Annotated in this window: 18 protein-coding genes; 7 read left to right on the forward strand and 11 right to left on the reverse strand. The window is 72.8% G+C overall.

What is annotated here, in order from left to right; genetic code table 11:
• Window positions 1-268: 268 nt before the first annotated feature.
• The 3 genes from groL to AMYTH_RS0124960 form a co-directional block, all read right to left on the reverse strand.
• Window positions 269-1,885, reverse strand: coding sequence for a chaperonin GroEL (groL, locus tag AMYTH_RS0124950; protein WP_017986679.1), 1,617 nt, complete (start codon window positions 1,883-1,885; stop codon window positions 269-271).
• 77 nt (window positions 1,886-1,962) lie between these two features.
• Window positions 1,963-2,256, reverse strand: a complete 294-nt coding sequence (gene groES, locus AMYTH_RS0124955) for a co-chaperone GroES (protein ID WP_026153773.1) — start codon at window positions 2,254-2,256, stop codon at window positions 1,963-1,965.
• Between the two features lie 468 nt (window positions 2,257-2,724).
• Window positions 2,725-3,576, reverse strand: coding sequence for an NADP-dependent oxidoreductase (locus AMYTH_RS0124960; RefSeq protein WP_027932582.1), 852 nt, complete (start codon window positions 3,574-3,576; stop codon window positions 2,725-2,727).
• A gap of 67 nt (window positions 3,577-3,643) precedes the next feature.
• Between AMYTH_RS0124960 and AMYTH_RS0124965 the strand changes: the two genes are divergently transcribed.
• The 4 genes from AMYTH_RS0124965 to AMYTH_RS0124980 all read left to right on the forward strand — a co-directional run bounded on the left by AMYTH_RS0124965 (window position 3,644) and on the right by AMYTH_RS0124980 (window position 6,955).
• Complete coding sequence (locus AMYTH_RS0124965; RefSeq protein WP_017986677.1) at window positions 3,644-4,027, forward strand: winged helix-turn-helix transcriptional regulator; 384 nt, start codon at window positions 3,644-3,646, stop codon at window positions 4,025-4,027.
• Between the two features lie 80 nt (window positions 4,028-4,107).
• A complete protein-coding gene (locus AMYTH_RS47195) occupies window positions 4,108-4,680 on the forward strand; it encodes a hypothetical protein (RefSeq protein WP_157360666.1) in 573 nt (190 codons plus the stop codon).
• Window positions 4,681-4,746: 66 nt separating this feature from the next.
• Window positions 4,747-6,642 (forward strand): N-acetylmuramoyl-L-alanine amidase, encoded by a 1,896-nt coding sequence (locus AMYTH_RS0124975; protein ID WP_027932584.1) that lies wholly within the window; start codon window positions 4,747-4,749, stop codon window positions 6,640-6,642.
• A 25-nt stretch (window positions 6,643-6,667) separates the two neighbouring features.
• Entirely contained in the window at window positions 6,668-6,955 is a 288-nt protein-coding gene (locus AMYTH_RS0124980) for a hypothetical protein (RefSeq protein ID WP_123683973.1), read from the forward strand.
• Between the two features lie 157 nt (window positions 6,956-7,112).
• On the opposite strand, the gene tsaD is transcribed toward AMYTH_RS0124980, so the two are convergent.
• The 4 genes from tsaD to AMYTH_RS0125000 form a co-directional block, all read right to left on the reverse strand.
• Window positions 7,113-8,159 carry a tRNA (adenosine(37)-N6)-threonylcarbamoyltransferase complex transferase subunit TsaD gene (gene tsaD, locus AMYTH_RS0124985; RefSeq protein ID WP_027932586.1) on the reverse strand — a complete coding sequence of 349 codons (1,047 nt, stop codon included), beginning with the start codon at window positions 8,157-8,159 and terminating at the stop codon, window positions 7,113-7,115.
• On the reverse strand, window positions 8,159-8,629 hold the full coding sequence (gene rimI / locus AMYTH_RS0124990) for a ribosomal protein S18-alanine N-acetyltransferase (RefSeq protein WP_027932587.1): 471 nt from the start codon (window positions 8,627-8,629) through the stop codon (window positions 8,159-8,161). The genes tsaD and rimI overlap by 1 nt, the downstream gene beginning before the upstream one ends.
• Complete coding sequence (gene tsaB / locus AMYTH_RS0124995; protein ID WP_027932588.1) at window positions 8,626-9,279, reverse strand: tRNA (adenosine(37)-N6)-threonylcarbamoyltransferase complex dimerization subunit type 1 TsaB; 654 nt, start codon at window positions 9,277-9,279, stop codon at window positions 8,626-8,628. The genes rimI and tsaB overlap by 4 nt, the downstream gene beginning before the upstream one ends.
• A 162-nt stretch (window positions 9,280-9,441) precedes the next feature.
• Window positions 9,442-10,143 (reverse strand): FadR/GntR family transcriptional regulator, encoded by a 702-nt coding sequence (locus AMYTH_RS0125000; RefSeq protein WP_027932589.1) that lies wholly within the window; start codon window positions 10,141-10,143, stop codon window positions 9,442-9,444.
• A gap of 94 nt (window positions 10,144-10,237) precedes the next feature.
• Between AMYTH_RS0125000 and AMYTH_RS0125005 the strand changes: the two genes are divergently transcribed.
• The 3 genes from AMYTH_RS0125005 to AMYTH_RS0125015 are packed head-to-tail and all read left to right on the forward strand — an operon-like array spanning window position 10,238 to window position 14,307.
• Window positions 10,238-11,536: an SLC13 family permease gene (locus AMYTH_RS0125005; RefSeq protein WP_027932590.1), complete on the forward strand. Its 1,299-nt coding sequence runs from the start codon at window positions 10,238-10,240 to the stop codon at window positions 11,534-11,536.
• Between the two features lie 16 nt (window positions 11,537-11,552).
• Window positions 11,553-12,992: an acyl-CoA synthetase gene (locus AMYTH_RS0125010; RefSeq protein ID WP_027932591.1), complete on the forward strand. Its 1,440-nt coding sequence runs from the start codon at window positions 11,553-11,555 to the stop codon at window positions 12,990-12,992.
• A complete protein-coding gene (locus tag AMYTH_RS0125015) occupies window positions 12,985-14,307 on the forward strand; it encodes a carboxyl transferase domain-containing protein (protein WP_027932592.1) in 1,323 nt (440 codons plus the stop codon). The genes AMYTH_RS0125010 and AMYTH_RS0125015 overlap by 8 nt, the downstream gene beginning before the upstream one ends.
• A gap of 292 nt (window positions 14,308-14,599) precedes the next feature.
• Here AMYTH_RS0125015 and AMYTH_RS0125020 read toward each other — a convergent pair whose 3' ends face one another.
• The 4 genes from AMYTH_RS0125020 to alr are packed head-to-tail and all read right to left on the reverse strand — an operon-like array spanning window position 14,600 to window position 18,280.
• A complete protein-coding gene (locus AMYTH_RS0125020) occupies window positions 14,600-15,604 on the reverse strand; it encodes a zinc-dependent alcohol dehydrogenase (RefSeq protein ID WP_027932593.1) in 1,005 nt (334 codons plus the stop codon).
• Window positions 15,604-16,062, reverse strand: a complete 459-nt coding sequence (tsaE, locus tag AMYTH_RS0125025) for a tRNA (adenosine(37)-N6)-threonylcarbamoyltransferase complex ATPase subunit type 1 TsaE (RefSeq protein ID WP_027932594.1) — start codon at window positions 16,060-16,062, stop codon at window positions 15,604-15,606. The genes AMYTH_RS0125020 and tsaE overlap by 1 nt, the downstream gene beginning before the upstream one ends.
• Window positions 16,059-17,156, reverse strand: a complete 1,098-nt coding sequence (locus tag AMYTH_RS0125030; RefSeq protein ID WP_037322671.1) for an alpha/beta fold hydrolase — start codon at window positions 17,154-17,156, stop codon at window positions 16,059-16,061. Before AMYTH_RS0125030 ends, tsaE begins: the two co-directional genes overlap by 4 nt.
• Window positions 17,156-18,280, reverse strand: a complete 1,125-nt coding sequence (gene alr, locus AMYTH_RS0125035; RefSeq protein WP_027932596.1) for an alanine racemase — start codon at window positions 18,278-18,280, stop codon at window positions 17,156-17,158. Before alr ends, AMYTH_RS0125030 begins: the two co-directional genes overlap by 1 nt.
• Window positions 18,281-18,291 lie beyond the last annotated feature (11 nt).

The raw sequence follows: 18,291 nt of genomic DNA on the forward strand, positions 1-18,291 counted from the left end.
TACGCGGGTTTCTCAATCGCCGGCTTCGCTTCGCTACGCCCCGATTGAGCCCTCTCGAACCCGATCTTTCAGTGTTCGGTTGCCGAGACACCGCGTCAAGGCGGGAAAGCGTGCCTTGACCCGGTGGCTCGGCAACCGATTTGGCTGGGGATCGGGTTGCGGGAGGGGGGTGGCTCGGGGGTTGGCGCGTTGCGTTGCCGGGTCGCCGTCGGGTGAGAAGAAGGAAGGGCCCCCGCCTTTGGCGGGGGCCCTTTGGTGCTTGTTGTTGCTAGTGGGCGTGGCCGTGGCCGTGGCCGGTGTTCTCGGGCTCCTCGACCGGCTTGTCCACCACGGTGCTCTCCGTGGTCAGGACGAGACGGGCGATGGAGGCCGCGTTCGCGACCGCGGAGCGGGTCACCTTCACCGGGTCGACGATGCCGGCCTGCAGCAGGTCGGTGATCTCGCCGGTGGCGGCGTTGAAGCCGTAGCCCCAGCCCTGCTCCTGCACCTTGGACACGATGACCGGGCCCTCGTAGCCGGCGTTCGCGGCGATCCAGTTCAGCGGCGCGGTCAGGGCGTCCCGCACGATGCGGACACCCGTGGCCTCGTCGCCGGTCAGGCCGAGGTCGCCTTCCAGCTCCTTGACCGCGTGCACGATCGCCGAACCACCGCCGGGCACGATGCCCTCCTCGACGGCCGCCTTGGTCGAAGCCACGGCGTCCTCGATGCGGTGCTTGCGCTCGTTCAGCTCGGTCTCGGTGGCCGCGCCGACCTTGATCACCGCGACACCGCCACCGAGCTTCGCCAGCCGCTCCTGCAGCTTCTCGCGGTCCCAGTCGGAGTCGGTGGTCTCGATCTCCTTGCGGATCTGCGCGATGCGGGCCTCGATGTCGGCCTTCGTGCCGGCGCCGTCGACGATCGTCGTGTTGTCCTTGGTGATCTCGATGCGCCGGGCGGTGCCCAGCGAGTCGAGACCGATCTCGGACAGCTTCAGGCCGACCTCCGACGAGATGACCTGCGCGCCGGTGACGACGGCCAGGTCGTCCAGGAACGCCTTGCGGCGGTCACCGAAGAACGGGGCCTTCACCGCGACCGCGACGAGGGTCTTGCGCAGGGCGTTGACCACCAGGGTGGACAGCGCCTCGCCCTCGACGTCCTCGGCGATGATCAGCAGCGGCTTCTTCGACTCGGCGACCTTCTCCAGGATCGGCAGCAGGTCGGCCAGCGCCGAGATCTTCTCGCGGTGCAGCAGCACGTAGGCGTTCTCGAGGATCGCCCGCTGCTCCTCCGGGTCGGTCGCGAAGTGCGCCGACAGGTAGCCCTTGTCGAACTGCACACCCTCGGTGATCTCGAGTTCGGTGGCCAGCGTGGAGGACTCCTCCACGGTGATCACACCGTCCTCGCCGACCCGCTCCACGGCCTCGCCGAGCAGGGCGCCGATGGTGGCGTCACGGGAGGTGACCGTGCCGACCTGGGCGATGTTGTCGCGGCCCTTGACCGGGGTGGCCTTGGACTTGAGCACCTCGATGACCTTCTCGGCGGCCGCCTCGATGCCCTTGCCGAGGCCGGCCGGGTTGGCGCCGGCGGCCACGTTGCGGAGGCCGACCTTCACCAGAGACTGCGCCAGCACGGTGGCCGTGGTGGTGCCGTCGCCGGCGACGTCGTTGGTCTTCGTGGCCACGTTCTTGGCCAGCTGGGCACCCAGGTTCTCGAACGGGTCCTCCAGCTCGATCTCCCGCGCGACGGTGACGCCGTCGAGGGTGATCGTGGGGCCGCCGAACTTCTTGTCCAGCACGACGTGGCGACCGCGCGGGCCGAGGGTGACCTTGACCGCGTCGGCGAGCTTGTTGACGCCGCGCTCGAGGGCTCGACGAGCGTCCTCGTCGAAGTTGATCTGCTTGGGCATGGAAGTCCTCTCAGACAGCAGAACGCCCCGTCCCCGGCTTTCCAGCGGGGCCCGGGGCGTTCACCGCAGCGCCTGTGTCAGTTGACGACAGCCAGCACGTCGCGAGCGGACAGGATCAGGTAGTCCTCACCGTTGTACTTGACCTCGGTGCCGCCGTACTTCGAGTAGATGACGACGTCGCCGACGTTGACGTCGACCGGGATGCGGTTCCCCTTGTCGTCGACGCGGCCCGGGCCAACGGCCAGAACCTTGCCCTCCTGGGGCTTCTCCTTGGCGGTGTCGGGGATGACGAGGCCGGACGCGGTCGTCTCCTCGGCCTCGCTCGTCTGGACAACGATCTTGTCCTCGAGCGGTTTGATGTTCACGCTCACCGGGTTGACCTCCACGGGTCGTCGAAAGCGTTGGCAGGTACTTACTTGGTTTCGGCGCCTACCACCCCCGCCGTCGCGGGTGCCGGGGCGTGTGCGGTGCCTTCGATTAGCACTCTAGCCACGGGAGTGCTAGCCGCGCAAGGAGGGTCCCCCGGTGTGGCTGCCACCCCTTGTCAAGGCGCTTGACCGGGCACTTTGCCATCCCCGTCGCGGCGGCGGCCGGCGCCCCGGCGACACGTCGTCACGTAGCGATATCGGCATCTCACTCGTTGAGCGGTGTTGACTTCCGGCCCCGCTGCCTACCTTGGGAAACGGCCCGGACACGACTGGAAGGAATGGTGTTCCCATGGGTGGTTGCAGCTGTTGCAGCTCGTGCAGTGGCCCCGGATGCGGCTGCTGCGGAGGCTGCTAGCACCGGCCTTGACCTGAACGGCCCCGGGACCCCGACGGCGCGGTCCCGGGGCCGTTCTACGGAACCAGCACGATCTTCCCGCGCACCCGCCCGCTCTCGCTCAGCTCGTGCGCCTTCGCGGCGTCCGCCAGCGGCAGGATCTGCGAGACGTGGATCCGCACGTCCGCGGCCCTCGCCAGCTCCGCGGCCGACGGCTGCACGTAGAACCGCCGGTAGCGCGGGTCGTCCGCCCCGTCGTCGCCCTGGGCGTCGATCAGCACGCCGTCCCGCTTCAGCACCCGCAGCGACCGCGAGCCGTACTCGCCGCCGACCAGGTCGAACACCACGTCCACATCGGACACCGCCGTGGTGAAGTCGACCGCGGTGTGGTCGATCAGCTCGTCCGCGCCGAGTGCGCGCAGGAACTCGTGGTTGACCGCCCGCGCGGTGCCGATCACGTGCGCGCCCCTGGCCTTCGCCACCTGCACCGCCACGTGCCCGACCCCGCCGGCCGCGGCGTGGATCAGGACGCGCTGACCAGCACGAACATCGGCCAGCGCCTGGGACGCGGTCAGCACCGCCGTCGGCAGCGCGGCGGCGTCGACGTGGTCCAGGGACGCCGGCTTCGGGGCCAGCGCGTCGCGGGGCACAGCCACGTACTCGGCGTAGGCGCCCCATCGCGACATCACCAACCCGAACACCTCATCGCCGGTCTCCTCGACCACGCCCGAGAAGTCCAGGCCGAGCCGGAACGGCGGCACGATCCCGAACCCCTCCACCAGCCCCCGCCGGAGCTTCCAGTCGGCCGCGTTCACCCCCACCGCGCGCACCCGCACCAGCACCTCGCCCGGCCCGGGCACCGGCCGCGGCACGTCGACGACTTCCAGGACCTCGGGGCCGCCAAGGGCCCGCACATCAACAGCTTTCACACCGAAGATCCTCGACCGCGGTGGTATCAGTTGTGAAGAAGGCACCTTCCTGATATCCAGGTACCCCATGGATACCGTCCAGTCCTACCTGCGCGCCTGCCCCGCCCGCACGGTGCTCGACGCGCTGGCCAACAAGTGGACGCTGCTGGTGCTGAGCTTCCTGCGCCGCAGCGACGGCCCCGTGCGCTTCAACGAGTTGCGCCGCCAACTGGAGGGCATCACCCAGAAGTCGCTCACCCAGACGCTGCGCGCGCTCGAGCGCGACGGCCTGGTCGACCGGGCCGTCTACCCGACCGTGCCGCCGCGCGTCGAGTACTCGCTCACCGCACTCGGCACGCAGGTCGGCGACATGTTCAACGTGCTGGGCGAGTGGGCCGAGGAGCACGTCGGCGAGATCCTCGCGGCGCGGGAGGCCTTCGACAACCGCCCCGCGCCGGAACCGGTGCGCTGACCGGAACCGCTGTCACCCACAAGGCGTCGTACGCCCCGTGGCGCACCGAGGTGGTGCAGCGGATCCAGGAGAGCGTGCCGATGACGTACCCACCGCAGCCGGGCCAGTCCTACGGGCCGCGGCCCGGCGCCTACGGCCAGGGCGGCTACCCGCAGCAGCAGGGCCCGTTCCCGCCCGGCGGTGGGTACCCGCCGCCCCGGCCGCCGAAGAAGACCGGCCTGTGGATCGGGCTCACCGCGGGTGTCCTGGTGGTCGTCGCGTTCCTCGTCACGGCGTTCGCCGCACCTGGCTTCCTGCTCGGCGATGATGAGAACGGCACCGTAGCCGACCGCGCGCCGGACGCCGGCGACAGCCCGGCCGCGAACCTGGTGGACGAGATCGGCCGGCGATTCCTCGCGCACGACGAGAACGGTCTGAACCAGCTGGCGTGCTCCGGCGCGGAGGTCGCGATCGAGGGGTACACCCGGGAAGCCGAGATGTACCAGGCGTTCACGCTCAACGGCCCGGTCCAGGAGACCGCAGGCACCGCGACCGCCACGGCACACGTGGTGCTCGAGGCCGAAGGCAGGCGGGTCGAGGGGGACCTGGTCATCTCGCTCGCCGACGAGAACGGCTCCTGGTGCCTGAAAGACCTGGAAGAGGCGCGCAAGTGATCGGGTAGTTCCCAACCCCCTTGCCACTGTGTAGTTTCCTGACTACACCAGCCTGGGAGGGGCAGCATGTCGATCACCCGTCGCAACGCTTTGCGCGCGATCGCCGCCGGCACGGCAGGCGTGGCCGTGGTCGCCGCGCCCGGCGCTTCGGCCGCCACGACCTCGGCCCGTCAGCGTGCGTTCGCCGCCGCGGCGGCGGAGTTCGGGGTCCCGGAACCCGTGCTGCTCGGCGTGTCGTACCTGAAGTCCCGCTGGGACTCGCACGGCGGCGCGCCGAGCACCGGCGCCGGTTTCGGCCCGATGCACCTGACCGACCTGCGCGCGGTCGCCGCCGGAGGCAGCCATCACGACAAGGGCGAGGACCCGCGTGGCGACGCGGCGCGCGGCGAGCTGCGGCCGCACACGTCGGACGCGCTGCAGACCGTGGACCTCGCCGCCGACCTGACCGGCGTGGACGCCGCGACGCTCCGCACGGATCCGGTGCAGAACATCCGCGGCGGCGCGGCGGTTCTGGCCCACTACCAACGGGAACTCGGCGCGCGCGCCGACGCGCCCGCCGACTGGTACGGCGCGGTCGCCCGCTACTCCGGCGCGTCGGACACCGGGACCGCGACGTTCTTCGCCGACGAGGTGTTCGCGACCATCACCGCGGGCGCGAGCCGGACCACCGACGACGGGCAGGCCGTCGCACTGCCCGCGACGCCGGTTTCGCCGCGGCGCGAACAGGTCCGCGCGCTCGGGCTGTCCACGGTCGCGGAGGGCGCGGCGGAGGCCCCGCCCGGGCTGCCCGTCGAGTGGATCCCGGCGCCCTACCAGGACCTCGGCGGCGGCAACTACGGCAACTACGACAAGGCCGAACGGCCCAACTCGCAGCAGATCACGCACATCGTCATCCACGACACCGAGTGCACCTACGACGCGGCGATCGGGCTCGTGCAGGACCCGACGTACCTGGCGTGGCACTACACGCTCCGCTCGACGGACGGGCACGTCGCACAGCACGTGCTGACCAAGGACGTCGGCTGGCACGCCGGGAACTGGTACTTCAACGCGAAGTCGATCGGCGTCGAGCACGAGGGGTTCGCGGCGCAGGGCACCTGGTACACCGAGGCGATGTACCGGACCTCGGCGAAGCTGGTGAAGTACCTGGCCGGGAAGTACCGGATCCCGCTGGACCGCGAGCACATCATCGGTCACGACAACGTGCCGGGCACGACCGCGGACAAGGTCGCCGGCATGCACTGGGACCCGGCGCCGTACTGGGACTGGGCGCACTACTTCGACCTGCTCGGGGCGCCGCTGAACGCACGGCCGGTGCGGCAGCCGACGGGCATGGTGATGGTCAAACCCGACTTCGCCACGAATCCGACGGGCTACACGGGCTGCGACACGTCGGCCCCGGGCGCCGCGTGCCCGGCGCGCGGATCGTCCGCCCTGTTCCTGCGCACCGAACCCCGCGACGACGCGCCGTTGCTGGCGGACATCGGACTGCACCCCGACGGCGGGCCGTCCACGGTGGCGATCTCGGACGTGGGCAGCCGGGTCTCGACCGGGCAGCGGTACGCGGTGGCGGAGGTCCGCGGCGACTGGACGGCGGTGTGGTTCCTCGGGCAGAAGGGGTGGCTGCGGTCGTCCGGGGTGGTGCCGGTGCTGGGGCAGGTGGTGACGCCGCGGCCGGGGCTGTCGTCGGTGCCGGTGTACGGGCGGGCGTACCCCGAGGCGGAGGCGTACCCGGCGGGGATCACGCCGCAGGAGGTCGTGCCGCTGCAGTACACCGTGCCCGCGGGCCAGAAGTACGCGGCGGGCCCGACGCTGACCGCGGAGTACTACTCGGCGACGACGTTCGACCCGGCGCAGCACGTGGTGGTGCGCGGGAAGACGAAGTACGTGCAGGTGCAGTTCGGGCACCGGGTGGGCTTCGTCAAGCTCGACGACGTGGTGGTTTCGCGCACGCGCCCCTGACGTGCGGTGAATCTGGGGAGGAACTGTGGGGATTCGCATGGCCGCGGGCGTCGCGTTGGTCGCGGCCGGGCTGCTGGCGACGGCGTCGCCCGCGTGGGCGGGCGAGGCGGGTGCGCTGGGCGCGTGCGCGGAGCTGACCGACAGCGGCCCCGGCTGGGCCGAGCTGCGCAACGACTGCGGGGTGGCGATCGAGGGCTCGATCGCCCTGAGCACCGGGGAGCGCCCCGCGTGCGTGCCGATCGCGCCGAGGGGGACCGGCACGGTCACCTGGGAGGGCGAAGGCGTGGCTGAGTACGCGGTCGACTGCATCTGACGGGGCTGCCCCGGCTGCCGGATCGGTGGCCGGGGCGGTCCCTCACGGCTTGCCGCAGCACACTGCCGGGCTCGCCGACGCACAGCACGGTCACGCTCGCCCCCTGACCGCGGGCGCGGGTGGGCGCGAGCTGCGCGCTCAAGCGCTGGGCAATCCCTCAGAGCGAGACGATCTCCACCGGCAGCGCGGGATTCGCGGAGAGGTCCAGCGCCGACGGCTTCTTCTCCGCCGCCACCACGTGCGCGCCCAGCGCGGCGATCATCGCGCCGTTGTCGGTGCACAGGCGCGGCCTCGGGACGCGCAGTTCGATCCCCGCGGCCTCACAGCGCTCACGCGCCAGGCCGGACAGCCGCGAGTTCGCCGCGACCCCGCCGGAGATCACCAGCGTGCCGATGCCCATCTCCTTCGCCGCGCGCACGGCCTTCGCGGTCAGCACGTCGGCCACCGCCTCCTGGAAGGACGCCGCAACGTCGTTCACCGGGATTTCCTCGCCGCGACGCTCGGCGTTCTCCACCCACCGCGCCACCGCGGTCTTCAAGCCGGAGAACGAGAAGTCGAACTTCGCGTCCCGCGGGCCGGTCATGCCGCGCGGGAAGTCGATCGCCGCGGGGTTGCCCTCGCGCGCGGCCTTGTCGATCGGCGGTCCGCCCGGGTACGGCAGGCCGAGCACGCGGGCCACCTTGTCGTAGGCCTCACCGGCGGCGTCGTCCACAGTGGACCCGATCTCGGTGATCTCACCGGCGATGTCGTCCACCCGCAGCAGCTGCGTGTGCCCGCCGGACACCAGCATCGCCAGGCACGGCTTCGGCAACGGGCCGTGCTGCAGGGTGTCCACCGCGATGTGCCCGGCCAGGTGGTTGACGCCGTAGAGCGGGACGTCCAGCGCCGCCGCGTAGGCCTTCGCCGCCGAGACGCCCACCAGCAGCGCGCCCGCGAGCCCTGGGCCCGCGGTCACCGCGATGGCGTCCACATCGGACAGCGCGAGCCCGGCCGTGGCGAACGCGCGCTCCGCCGTCGGCCGCATGGCCTCCAGGTGGGCCCGGCTGGCGACCTCCGGCACCACACCGCCGAACCGCGCGTGCTGCTCGACGCTCGACGCGACCTCGTCGGCGAGGAGTTCGACGGCGCCGTCGTCGTGCAGGCGCACCAGGCCGACGCCGGTCTCGTCGCAGGAGCTTTCGATGCCGAGGATGATGCGGGACATCAGCCCACCTCCTGCTTGCTCACGGCCGGGCGCATCATCGTGTACGCGTCCGCGCCGGACGGGTGGTAGTAACGCTTGCGCAGGCCGATCCGCTCGAAACCGTGCCGCCGGTACAGCTCCTGCGCGCGGTCGTTGTCGGTGCGGACCTCCAGGAACACCGGCGCGGCGACCTCGTCGGCGCGGGCGAGCAGTGCGCGCAGCAGCGCGGTGCCGATGCCCTGGCCCTGGTGAGCCGGGTCGACCCCGATGGTGTGGACGCTGGCCTCGTACTCGCCCCGGCCGCCGACGACCGCCAGGCCGGCGTAGCCGATCAGGACGTCCTCGGGGGTGTACGCGCCGAGGTAGTAGGCGCCGGAGTCCAGCTCACTGAGGAACGCGCGGGCGCTCCACGGGTCGTCCCCTGCGAAGAGGATCTTCTCGATCTCGGCGCACCGGTCGACGTCCTTGCGGCGCAGCTTGGCGAGCTTCACGCGGTGGTCACCCGCTTCCGCGCGGCGGGCTCGACGGCATCCGGGCGGCGCAGGTAGAGCGGCGTCAGCGGGGCGGGCTCGGCTCCCGACGTCAGCGCCTCGCGGGCGGCCGCCACGAGACCCGCGGTGCTCGGGTAGTACGGCTCGACGACCCGGGCGCCGAGCTGCTCGGCGTAGAGGCGGGCGCCGTCCCCCGCGGCGAGGCTGAACGACAACTCGGCGGGCGCCTGCACGTGCGGACCGTCGATGCGCACGCCGTCCGCGTCGTAGGCCGCCCAGTACACCTCGCGGCGACGGGCGTCGGTGACGACGTGGAACGGCTCGCCAAGGCCGGCCTGCCGGGCGATCGCGTCGAGGCTGCAGACCGGGTGGGCCGGGATGCCGAGCGCGTGCCCGAGCGCGGCGGCGGTGGCGAGACCGGCGCGCAGACCGGTGAACGGCCCCGGCCCGGCGCCGACGACGATCGCCGCCAGGTCCTTGAGCGCGACACCCGCTTCGCGTGCCGCGTCCAGGGCGTGCGGGGTGATCAGTTCACCGTGCGCACGCGCGTCGAGGGTCACCCGCTCGGCGAGCACCGTGGCGCTCGCGGCGAGTTCGGCGACCCCCGCGGTCACCGCGGGCGTCGACGTGTCCAGAGCCAGTACCAGCACAGCTCTCCAGGGTACGGCGTGCGCGCCGACCTGCGGTTACCGGGCTTGCCGGACCCCGGCACGCTTTCCCGGGAAAGGTGACCGGGTGCCGGTCGGGTGCCCTGTGCGACCGCACCGCGCGGTCCGGCGTTCGCGTTGCCAGACGGCGGGGCACCTCCCGGGTCAGTCCTCCGGGTCCCAGCTCAGCAGGCGCACCTCGGCGACCGTGCGGAGGTGGTCCCGCATCGCTTCGGCGGCGGTCTTCGGGTTGCGGTCCCGGATGGCGTCGGCGATGCGGATGTGCTGGTCCAGCGACCGCGGCGGGCGGCCAGGCTGGCGGAGCGACTCGTTGCGGCTCTCGGTGATCTGGTCGGCGATCGCCTCCATGAACTCGGCCAGCAGGGCGCTGTGCGCGGCCCCGGTGACCGCCGCGTGGAACCGGCGGTCACCCTCGACTCCGGCTCCCCCGTCCCTGATCTCCGACGCCATGAACTCCAGCGCGGACTCCAGCGCGGCCAGGTCTTCGTCGGTCCGGCGCATCGCCGCCAGCTCGGCCAGCTTCGTCTCCAGCGCCTCCCGCGCGTCGAGCACGTCCGGCAGCCGCCGGCGGCGTTCCACCAGCCGCTCGACCGGCTCGGCGTCCAGCGCGTCCCGCACCAGGTAGGTGCCGCCGCCGTGCCGGGTCTCGACCAGGCCCTGCACCTCCAGCACGACGATCGCCTGCTTCACCGACGCCCGGCTCACCCCGAGCCGCTGCGCCAGGTCCCGCTCCGCGGGCAACCGGTCGCCCGCCCGCAGCCCGGCGTCGGCCGCGTAGGCCCGCAACCGCTCCAGGACCTGCTCGTACAGCCGCGGACGGGCCATCGGGCTCAGCGCATCAGACACGTTCCGAAGCCTAGCCCTTGACAGGCTGAGTGGCTGAGCCGCAAAGTGGTTCAGCCACTCAGCCACTTGAATCCCAACGGCGGGAGTTCTACCGATGTCCGCTGAGCTGATCTCGATCCTCGTCCTCGCGGTTGTCTTCGTGATAGCGACGACCCGCTCGATCAACATGGGGGTGCTGTCCTTCGCGGCCGCGTTCGGCGTCGGCACGCTGGCCGCAAACATGGATGCCGACGAGATCTTCGCCGGCTTCCCCGGCGACCTGTTCGTCGTGCTCGTCGGCGTCACGTTCCTGTTCGCCATCGCCCGCGCCAACGGCACCACGGACTGGCTGGTCGACGCCGCCGTCCGGCTGGTGCGCGGCCGCGTCGCGCTGATCCCCTGGGTCACCTTCGCCATCACCGCGGTGCTCACCGCGATCGGCGCGGTCAGCCCGGCCGCGGTCGCCATCGTCGCGCCCGTCGCGCTCGGGTTCGCCGCCCAGTACGGCATCCACCCGCTGCTGATGGGCGCGATGGTCGTGCACGGCGCGCAGGCCGGCGGCTTCTCGCCGATCAGCGTGTACGGCACGATCGTCAACGGCATCGTCGCGCGCGAGCACCTCGGCGGCAGCGAGATCACGCTCTTCCTGGCCAGCTTCGTGGTCAACCTGGTGATCGCGGCGATCGTGTTCGTGGTGCTCCGCAAACGGCAGATCGTCCCCACCATCGAGCGGGAGCGCGAGCTGGTCGCCGCGGGCACCGGCGGCCCGCCTGCCGGCACCGGATCGGCCGGCGGCGCCGCACCCGGCCGGGTCCAGCTCAACGCACCCCGCATCGCCACGCTCGCGAGCCTGGCCGTGCTGGTCGTCGCCACGCTGGTGTTCGACCTCGACGTCGGCCTGACCGCGATGACGCTCGCCGTGGTGCTCAGCGTGATCTGGCCCGCGACCAGCAAGAAGGCCGTCGGCGAGGTCACCTGGCCCACCGTGCTGCTGATCTGCGGCGTGCTGACCTACGTCGGCGTCCTGCAGGAGATGGGCACGATCGAGTGGGCGGGCGAGGGCGTCGGCGGCATCGGCGCGCCGCTGCTCGCCGCGCTGCTGCTGTGCTACATCGGCGCGATCGTCTCGGCGTTCGCGTCGTCGGTCGGGATCATGGGCGCGCTCATCCCGCTCGCGGTGCCGTTCCTCGCGCTGGGCACGGTCGGCCCGGTCGGCATGATCTGCGCGCTCGCCGTGTCGGCGACGGTCGTCGACGTCAGCCCGTTCTCCACCAACGGCGCGCTGGTGCTGGCCAACGCCCGCGAGGTGGACCGGGATGCCTTCTTCCGGCAGTTGCTCGTCTACGGCGGCATCATGGTCGCCGTGGTACCCGCCGTCGTCTGGCTCGTGTTCATCGTGCCCGGACTCGGCTGATCTGTGAGGAGTTCACGTGCCCGAACGGTTGTTCCCGGTCCTGGCCGAGCCGCCGGAGAAGGAGGCCCTCCGCTTCGGCGAGGTCTCGCTCGGCTACGCGGAACTGGCGGCGATCGCCGGTTCACTCGCCAGGGAGATCCGCGCCCAGTCGCCCACGCGGGTGGCGGTGTGGGCGACGCCGACCATCCACACGAGCGTCGCCGTGGTCGCGGCGCTGCTCGCGGGTATCCCGGCCGTCCCGGTCAACCCGAAGATCGGCGAGCGCGAACTCGACCACATCGTGAACGACAGCGCGCCGTCCCTCGTCCTCAGCGAGCCGGGCGCGAAGCTGCCGGAGCGGCTGGCGAACCTGCCGCGCCAGCAGGTCGCGCTGATCGGCAGCCCCGGTGACCTGCCCGAGGAGCCGGGCGAAGAGGCGCCCGCGCTGATCGTCTACACCTCGGGCACCACCGGCCCGCCGAAGGGCGTCGTGCTGCCGCGGCGCGCCATCTCCAGCACGTTGGACGCGCTGGAGGACGCCTGGCAATGGACCGCGGACGACGTGCTCGTGCACGCGCTGCCGCTGTTCCACGTGCACGGCTTGATCCTCGGGATCCTCGGCCCGCTGCGCCGCGGCGGCACCGTGCACCACGCCGGCAAGTTCGCCACCGACGTCATCGCCCGGAAACTGTCGACCGAGGCGACGATGATGTTCGGCGTGCCCACGATGTACCACCGCATCGCGGAGGAGGTGGGCAGCAACCCGGAGCTCGCGAAGGCCCTGAGCGGCGCGCGGCTGCTGGTGTCCGGGTCGGCCGCGCTGCCGGTGCATGACCACGAGCGCATCCGCGCGGCCACCGGACAGCGGGTCGTGGAGCGCTACGGCATGAGCGAGACGCTGATGAACACCAGCGTCCGCGCCGACGGCGAGCGCAAACCCGGCACGGTCGGGGTGCCGCTGCGCGGGGTCGAGGTGCGGCTGGTCGACGAGTCGGGCGCGGTCATCGAGACCAGCGACGGCGAGACGGTCGGCGAGATCCAGGTGCGCGGGCCGAACCTGTTCACCGAGTACCTCAACCGGCCGGACGCGACGGCTGAGGTGTTCGACGCCGGCTGGTTCCGCACCGGCGACATGGCGACCCGCGACGCCGACGGCTACTACCGGATCGTCGGCCGCAAGGCCACCGACCTGATCAAGAGCGGCGGCTACAAGATCGGCGCGGGCGAGATCGAGAACGCGTTGCTGGAGCACCCGGGGGTGGCCGAGGCCGCGGTGACCGGCGAGCCGGACCCGGACCTCGGCGAGCGGATCGTGGCGTGGATCGTGCCCGCCGGGGAGCCGCCCGCGGAGCAGGAGCTCGTCGACCACGTCGCGCGGTTGCTGTCGCCGCACAAGCGGCCGCGGGTGGTGCGATTCCTGGACGCGCTGCCACGCAACGACATGGGCAAGGTCATGAAGCGGGCGCTGAATGCGTGAGAGCGCCCGCGCGGTGATCGGCTCGGTGTGCTCCGGGTTCACCGAGCTGCCCGCGCCGCCGAGTGTCGAGTCCGGTGTGGACGGTCCGATCGGCTGGCCGGGCTACGACTCCGCGTATGCCCGGGCCGCTTCCCGGACCGGCGAGTCGGAGTCGGTGGTGTGTGGTGTCGGCAAGTTCGGCGGCACCGAGGCGACCGTGATCGCGTGGGAGTTCGGGTTCCTCGGCGGGTCGCTCGGGCGGCGCACCGGCGACCGGATCGAGGCGGCGTTCGAGCGGGCGCGGGAGCTGCGGACGCCGGTCGTGTCGATGATCGCGACCGGCGGCAGCCGGATGCAGGAGGGCATGGCCGCGCTGACCCAGCTGCAGCGGATCGCGCGGCAGGCGGCGCTGACGCGGGACGCCGGGTTGCCGCAGGTCGCGGTCGTGCGGGACCCGACGACCGGCGGCGGCTGGGCCACGCTCGGCGCCGGTTCGGACGTGGCACTGGCCCTGCCCGGCGCGCAGGTCGGGTTCGCCGGGTCGCGGGTGCGGCCGTCCGGTGACGCGTCGGCCTACACCGCGGAGTCGCAGCTGGCGTCCGGGCACGTGGACCAGATCGTTCCGGCGGCGGAGCTGGGTGACCGGCTGGGCCGCTGGTTGTCGTTGCTGACGGGCGCGGACGGGCAGCCGGCGCCGCCGCCACCGGCTTTGGGAGGCGGCGAGCTCCCGGCGGACGGCTGGGCCGCGGTGCGGGCGGCGCGTGCCCCGTCACGGCCGCGAGCAGAGTCCTATTTGGACGCCTACTTCGACTGGCGGGAGGACATCAGCGGCGACCGGTGCGGCGGCGTGGATCCCGGGGTGCGGTGCGGGTTCGGGATGCGCGGGGGCGTGACGGTCGGCTACGCCGCGCAGTGCGGGACCGCGACGCTGCCGTCGGGTTTCCGCACGGCGGCGCGGCTGATCCGGCTGGCGGACCGACTGGGGATCCCGGTGCTCACGCTGGTGGACACCCCGGGCGCGGCCAACGACCCGGCGGCCGAGCGGGCGGGCGCGGGCGCGGCGATCGCGGAGGTCTTCGCGGCGGTGGCCGGGGCGTCGGTGCCGGTGACGACGCTGGTGATCGGCGAGGGCGGCTCCGGGGGTGCGCTGGCGTTCGCCCACCCCGAGCGGACGTGGGTGACGCCGGACAGCTACTTCTCGGTGACGTCCCCGGAAGCGGCGGCGTCGATCCTGAAGCGCCCGCCCGAGGAGGTCCCGGCGACGGCGAACCAGCTGCGGTTGCGGCCGCAGGACCTGGTGGAGCTGGGCGTGGTGCGGGGAATCGTGGGGCGCTGAGGCCGGACTGGCTGCGGGGCTTGACGGCGGGGGCGCGGCCAAAGGCAGAACTCAGGCCCGCGAACGCGGAACTCGCGCACGGCAGCGCGGACTCGCGCGCTGTAGTACGGACTCGCGCGCTGTAGCGCGGGACTCGCGCCCGCGAGTGCACAGCTCGCGCCCGATTGCAGAACTCGCGCCCGCGAACGCGGGCCCGCGCCACGGGCGCGGGTCTCGCACCCGGGCGGAAGGGCCGGGCAGAGGTGCCGGGCAGAGGTGCCAGGTGGAGGCGCCCGAGAGGGGCCGGGTGGCGTCAGGGGTGCAGCAGGACCTTCCCGGTATCGACGGCGGGGTCCTCCAGCAGCCGCAGGGCGCGTTCGGCTTCCTCCAGCGGGAACTCGTGCGTGATCAGCGGCGCGGGGTCCAGCAGACCGGTCGCGAAGGCCCGCACGGCGTGCGTCCACGCGCGGGACGGCGCGCCGAACACCGTGTGCACCGTCACCGCGGCCGTCACCAGGTCCGCGGGCGCGATCGGCTCCGTCTCGTGGCCCGCCAGGCCCGTCAGCACCACCCGGCCACCGCGGCGACACATCCGCACCGCCTGCGCCCCCGTGCCCGGGGCGCCCGCCGCCTCCACCACCACGTCGAACCCGCCCGGCGCCGCGCCCGGGCTGTAGAAGCCGGTCGCGCCGCAGAATCGGGACGCGGGCACCGCGCGGGACGCCCGCGGGTCCACCACCACCAACTCGGCCGGGCCGCTCGCCGCCAGCAGTTGCGTCGCCAGCAGGCCGAGCGTGCCGCCGCCGATCACCGCCACCCGTTCGCCCGGCACGACCGCCGCGAGCAGCGTCGCCGCCGCCATGCAGGCCGCCGGTTCCAGCAGCGCCGCGGCGCGCAGGTCGGCGCCGTCGGGCAGCACGTGCAGCAGCCGCGCCGGGATGCGCAGCTCGTCGGCCCACGCGCCGGGCTGGGTGAAGCCCGTCTCGTCGTACTCGGCGGTGCACAGGGTGGTGTCGCCGCGCCGGCACGGGGCGCACCGGCCGCAGTTGCGGAACCCCTCGCCCACCACGGGTTTGCCGAGCAGCTCCGGGTCCGTGCCCGGCCCCAGCTCGACGACCGTGCCCGACCATTCGTGCCCGGGCACCACCGGGTATCGCACGAACCCCTCGGCCCGCGTCCCGGCCAGCACCTCGCGGTCCGACCCGCAGATCCCGGCCCACTCCACGCGCACGACGACCTCGCCGTGGCCGGGGTCCTCCGGCTCGGTCCGCACGACCCTCAGCTTGCCCGGCGCCTCGACGACGACCGCGCGCCCCATCAGCCCACCAGCTCGGGCACGCGCTCGACCCACGAACCGTGCGGCTCCAGCGTCAGTTCCCGCACGTCGTCGGGCCGCCGGTCGAGCCGGACCACCAGGTGGTCGGACGACAGCCGCTCCGCGGAACCCTCGCCCCACTCCACGACCACGGCGGCCGATTCGAGGTCGGTGTCCAGGTCCAGGTCGTCGAGCTGCGTCAGGTCACCGCCGAGGCGGTAGGCGTCGACGTGCACCAGCGCGACGCCCCGCTCCCCCGCCGGGTGCACCCGCGCGAGCACGAACGTCGGCGAGCTGACCCGCCCGGACACGCCCAGCCCGGCCGCGATCCCGCGCGTCAGCACGGTCTTGCCCGCGCCGAGCGGACCGGCGAGCAGGACGACGTCGCCCGCCCGCAGGGTGCGGCCCAGCGACTCGCCGAAGGCCACCGTGTCGTCGGCCGTCGGTAACTCGATGCTCATTGGTTCAACCACCGCCACATCCGCCGCGGACGGGACTCGTCCGTCACACCCGCGCATCGCTGTACCAGGTCGATGAGGTGGCTGTCGACCACCTCGGGCTGTTCGAGCTGCACCATGTGCCCGGCGCCGCGCACCCGCACCAGCTCGGCGTCGGGCAGCTCCGCCGCGATCCGCTCCGCGTGCGAGTACGGCGTGAACCGGTCGGTGTCGGCACCGATCACCAGCACGTGCGCGTGCTTCAGACCGGCCAGCGCGGCGTACCGGTTGTGGCTGCCGAGCGTGTCGACGAACCCGACCAGCTCCTTCACCGACGTCACGGCCAGCATTTCGAGCATGAAGTCGACCACGCGCGGGTCGACGTCGCGGGAGCCGAACGCGAGCAGCCGCACGGCCTGCCGGGTCAGCTGCCCGCCCGCGGCCCGCACGAACTCGACCAGCCCCGGCTGCCACCCGGCGAGCTCGCCGACCCCGCGGGTCAGCGGGTTGTACTTGGACAGCAGCCCGCGCGGCAGCCCCTTGCGGCCCACCTCGCCTGCCGCGGTCGCGATGAACGCGACCCCGCAGATCCGCTCGGCGAACAACTCCGGGTTCTGCTGGGCCAGCTCCATGACCACCATGCCGCCCATCGAGTGCCCCATGAGCACGATCGGCCCCTCCGGCGCCACGGCGCGCAGCACCGCGTCAAGGTCGCGGGCCAGCTGTTCGATGGTGCTGGTCTTCTCGTTCGCCGGGCCGGACGCGCCGTGCCCGCGGTGGTCGTAGTAGACCTGCCGCACGCGCGGCAACGTGAGCGACGCCAGGTCGCGGCGCTGGAAGTGCCAGCTCAGCTGCGACAACGCGAACCCGTGCACACCCACCACGGTCAGCTCGGGTTTGCCGCCGTCGGCCGGGTCGATCTCGGACACCGACAGCGGGGTGCCGTCGTCCGCGGCGACCGTGGACGTGCGGTCCGGGTCGAGGGTGCCGAGGCGTTCGCCGGTGAGGTGGTCCCGCTGGCGCTGCTGCTGCGCGGTCACCGCGATGGTGGCCGCCGCGGTGCCGGTGACCAGCGCGGCGGCACCGCCGAGCACGGTGAGCATGCGGCGGGACACCATCAGACGTCCTCCGCCAGGTACCGCCGCCGGATCCGGGGCCGGTACATGCCGGTGACGATCTCGTAGTCGATGGTGCCGATCTTGTCGGCCCATTCGCGCGCGGTCGGCTCGCCCCGCGCGCCGTCGCCGAACAGGACCACCTCCGCACCCAGCGGCGGCTCGTCGTCACCGCAGTCCACGACCAGCTGGTCCATGCACACGCGACCGGCGACCGGACGGCGCTTGCCGTGCAGCCACACGTCCATCCGGCCGGACAGCGTGCGCGGCACCCCGTCGGCGTACCCGGTGGGCACGAGGGCGAGCGTGGTGTCCCGCTGCGCGGTCCACGTGTGTCCATAGGAGACGGACTCGCCGGCGCGGATCCGTTTGGTGAGCACGACCGAGGACCGGAACGTCATCACCGGGCGCAGGTCCTCGGGCTCCGGGTTGGGGTTGAGGCCGTAGATCGCGATGCCCGGGCGGACGAGGTCGAAGTGCAGGTCCGGCCGGTTCAGGGTGGCGGCCGAGTTCGCCAGGTGCCGCAACGGTTTCAGGCCGGCGTCGCGGGCGATCTCGTACGCCGCGGCGAAGCGCTCGGCCTGCTGGTCGATCGACGGGTGGCCCGGCTCGTCGGCGCACGCGAGGTGCGACCAGATCGCGACGACCTCGACGTCCGGCTCCCCGGCGGCCTCCTTGACCAGGGCGGGCCAGTCGGCGGCGGGGCAGCCGTTGCGGGACAGGCCGGTGTCGATCTTCAGGTGGACCCGCGCGCGCTTGCCGGTGCGGCGGGCGGCGTCGGCGATGCGCGCGAGTTCGGCCCGCGAACTGGCCGCGAGGTCCACGTCCGCGGCGACGCCGGGCGCGAAGTCGGTGCTCGGCAGGTCGAGCCAGGCCAGGATGGGCGCGGTGAGGCCCGCCTCGCGCAGCGCGAGCGCCTCGCCGAGCGAGCAGGCCCCGAGCCAGGTCGCGCCCGCCTGCAGCGCGGCGCGCGCGACGGGGACCGCGCCGTGGCCGTAGCCGTCGGCCTTGACGACAGCCATCGTGGCGGCACCGGAAACCGCCGCCCGGCTCGCGAGCAGGGCGACGTTGTGCCGCAGGGCAGCCAGGTCTACGACAACCTCGGCGCGGGGGAGATCGGGGCTCATCGGGGTCCATT

It is taken from the genome of Amycolatopsis thermoflava N1165 (genome assembly GCF_000473265.1).
Taxonomy (GTDB): Bacteria; Actinomycetota; Actinomycetes; order Mycobacteriales; family Pseudonocardiaceae; genus Amycolatopsis_E; species Amycolatopsis_E thermoflava.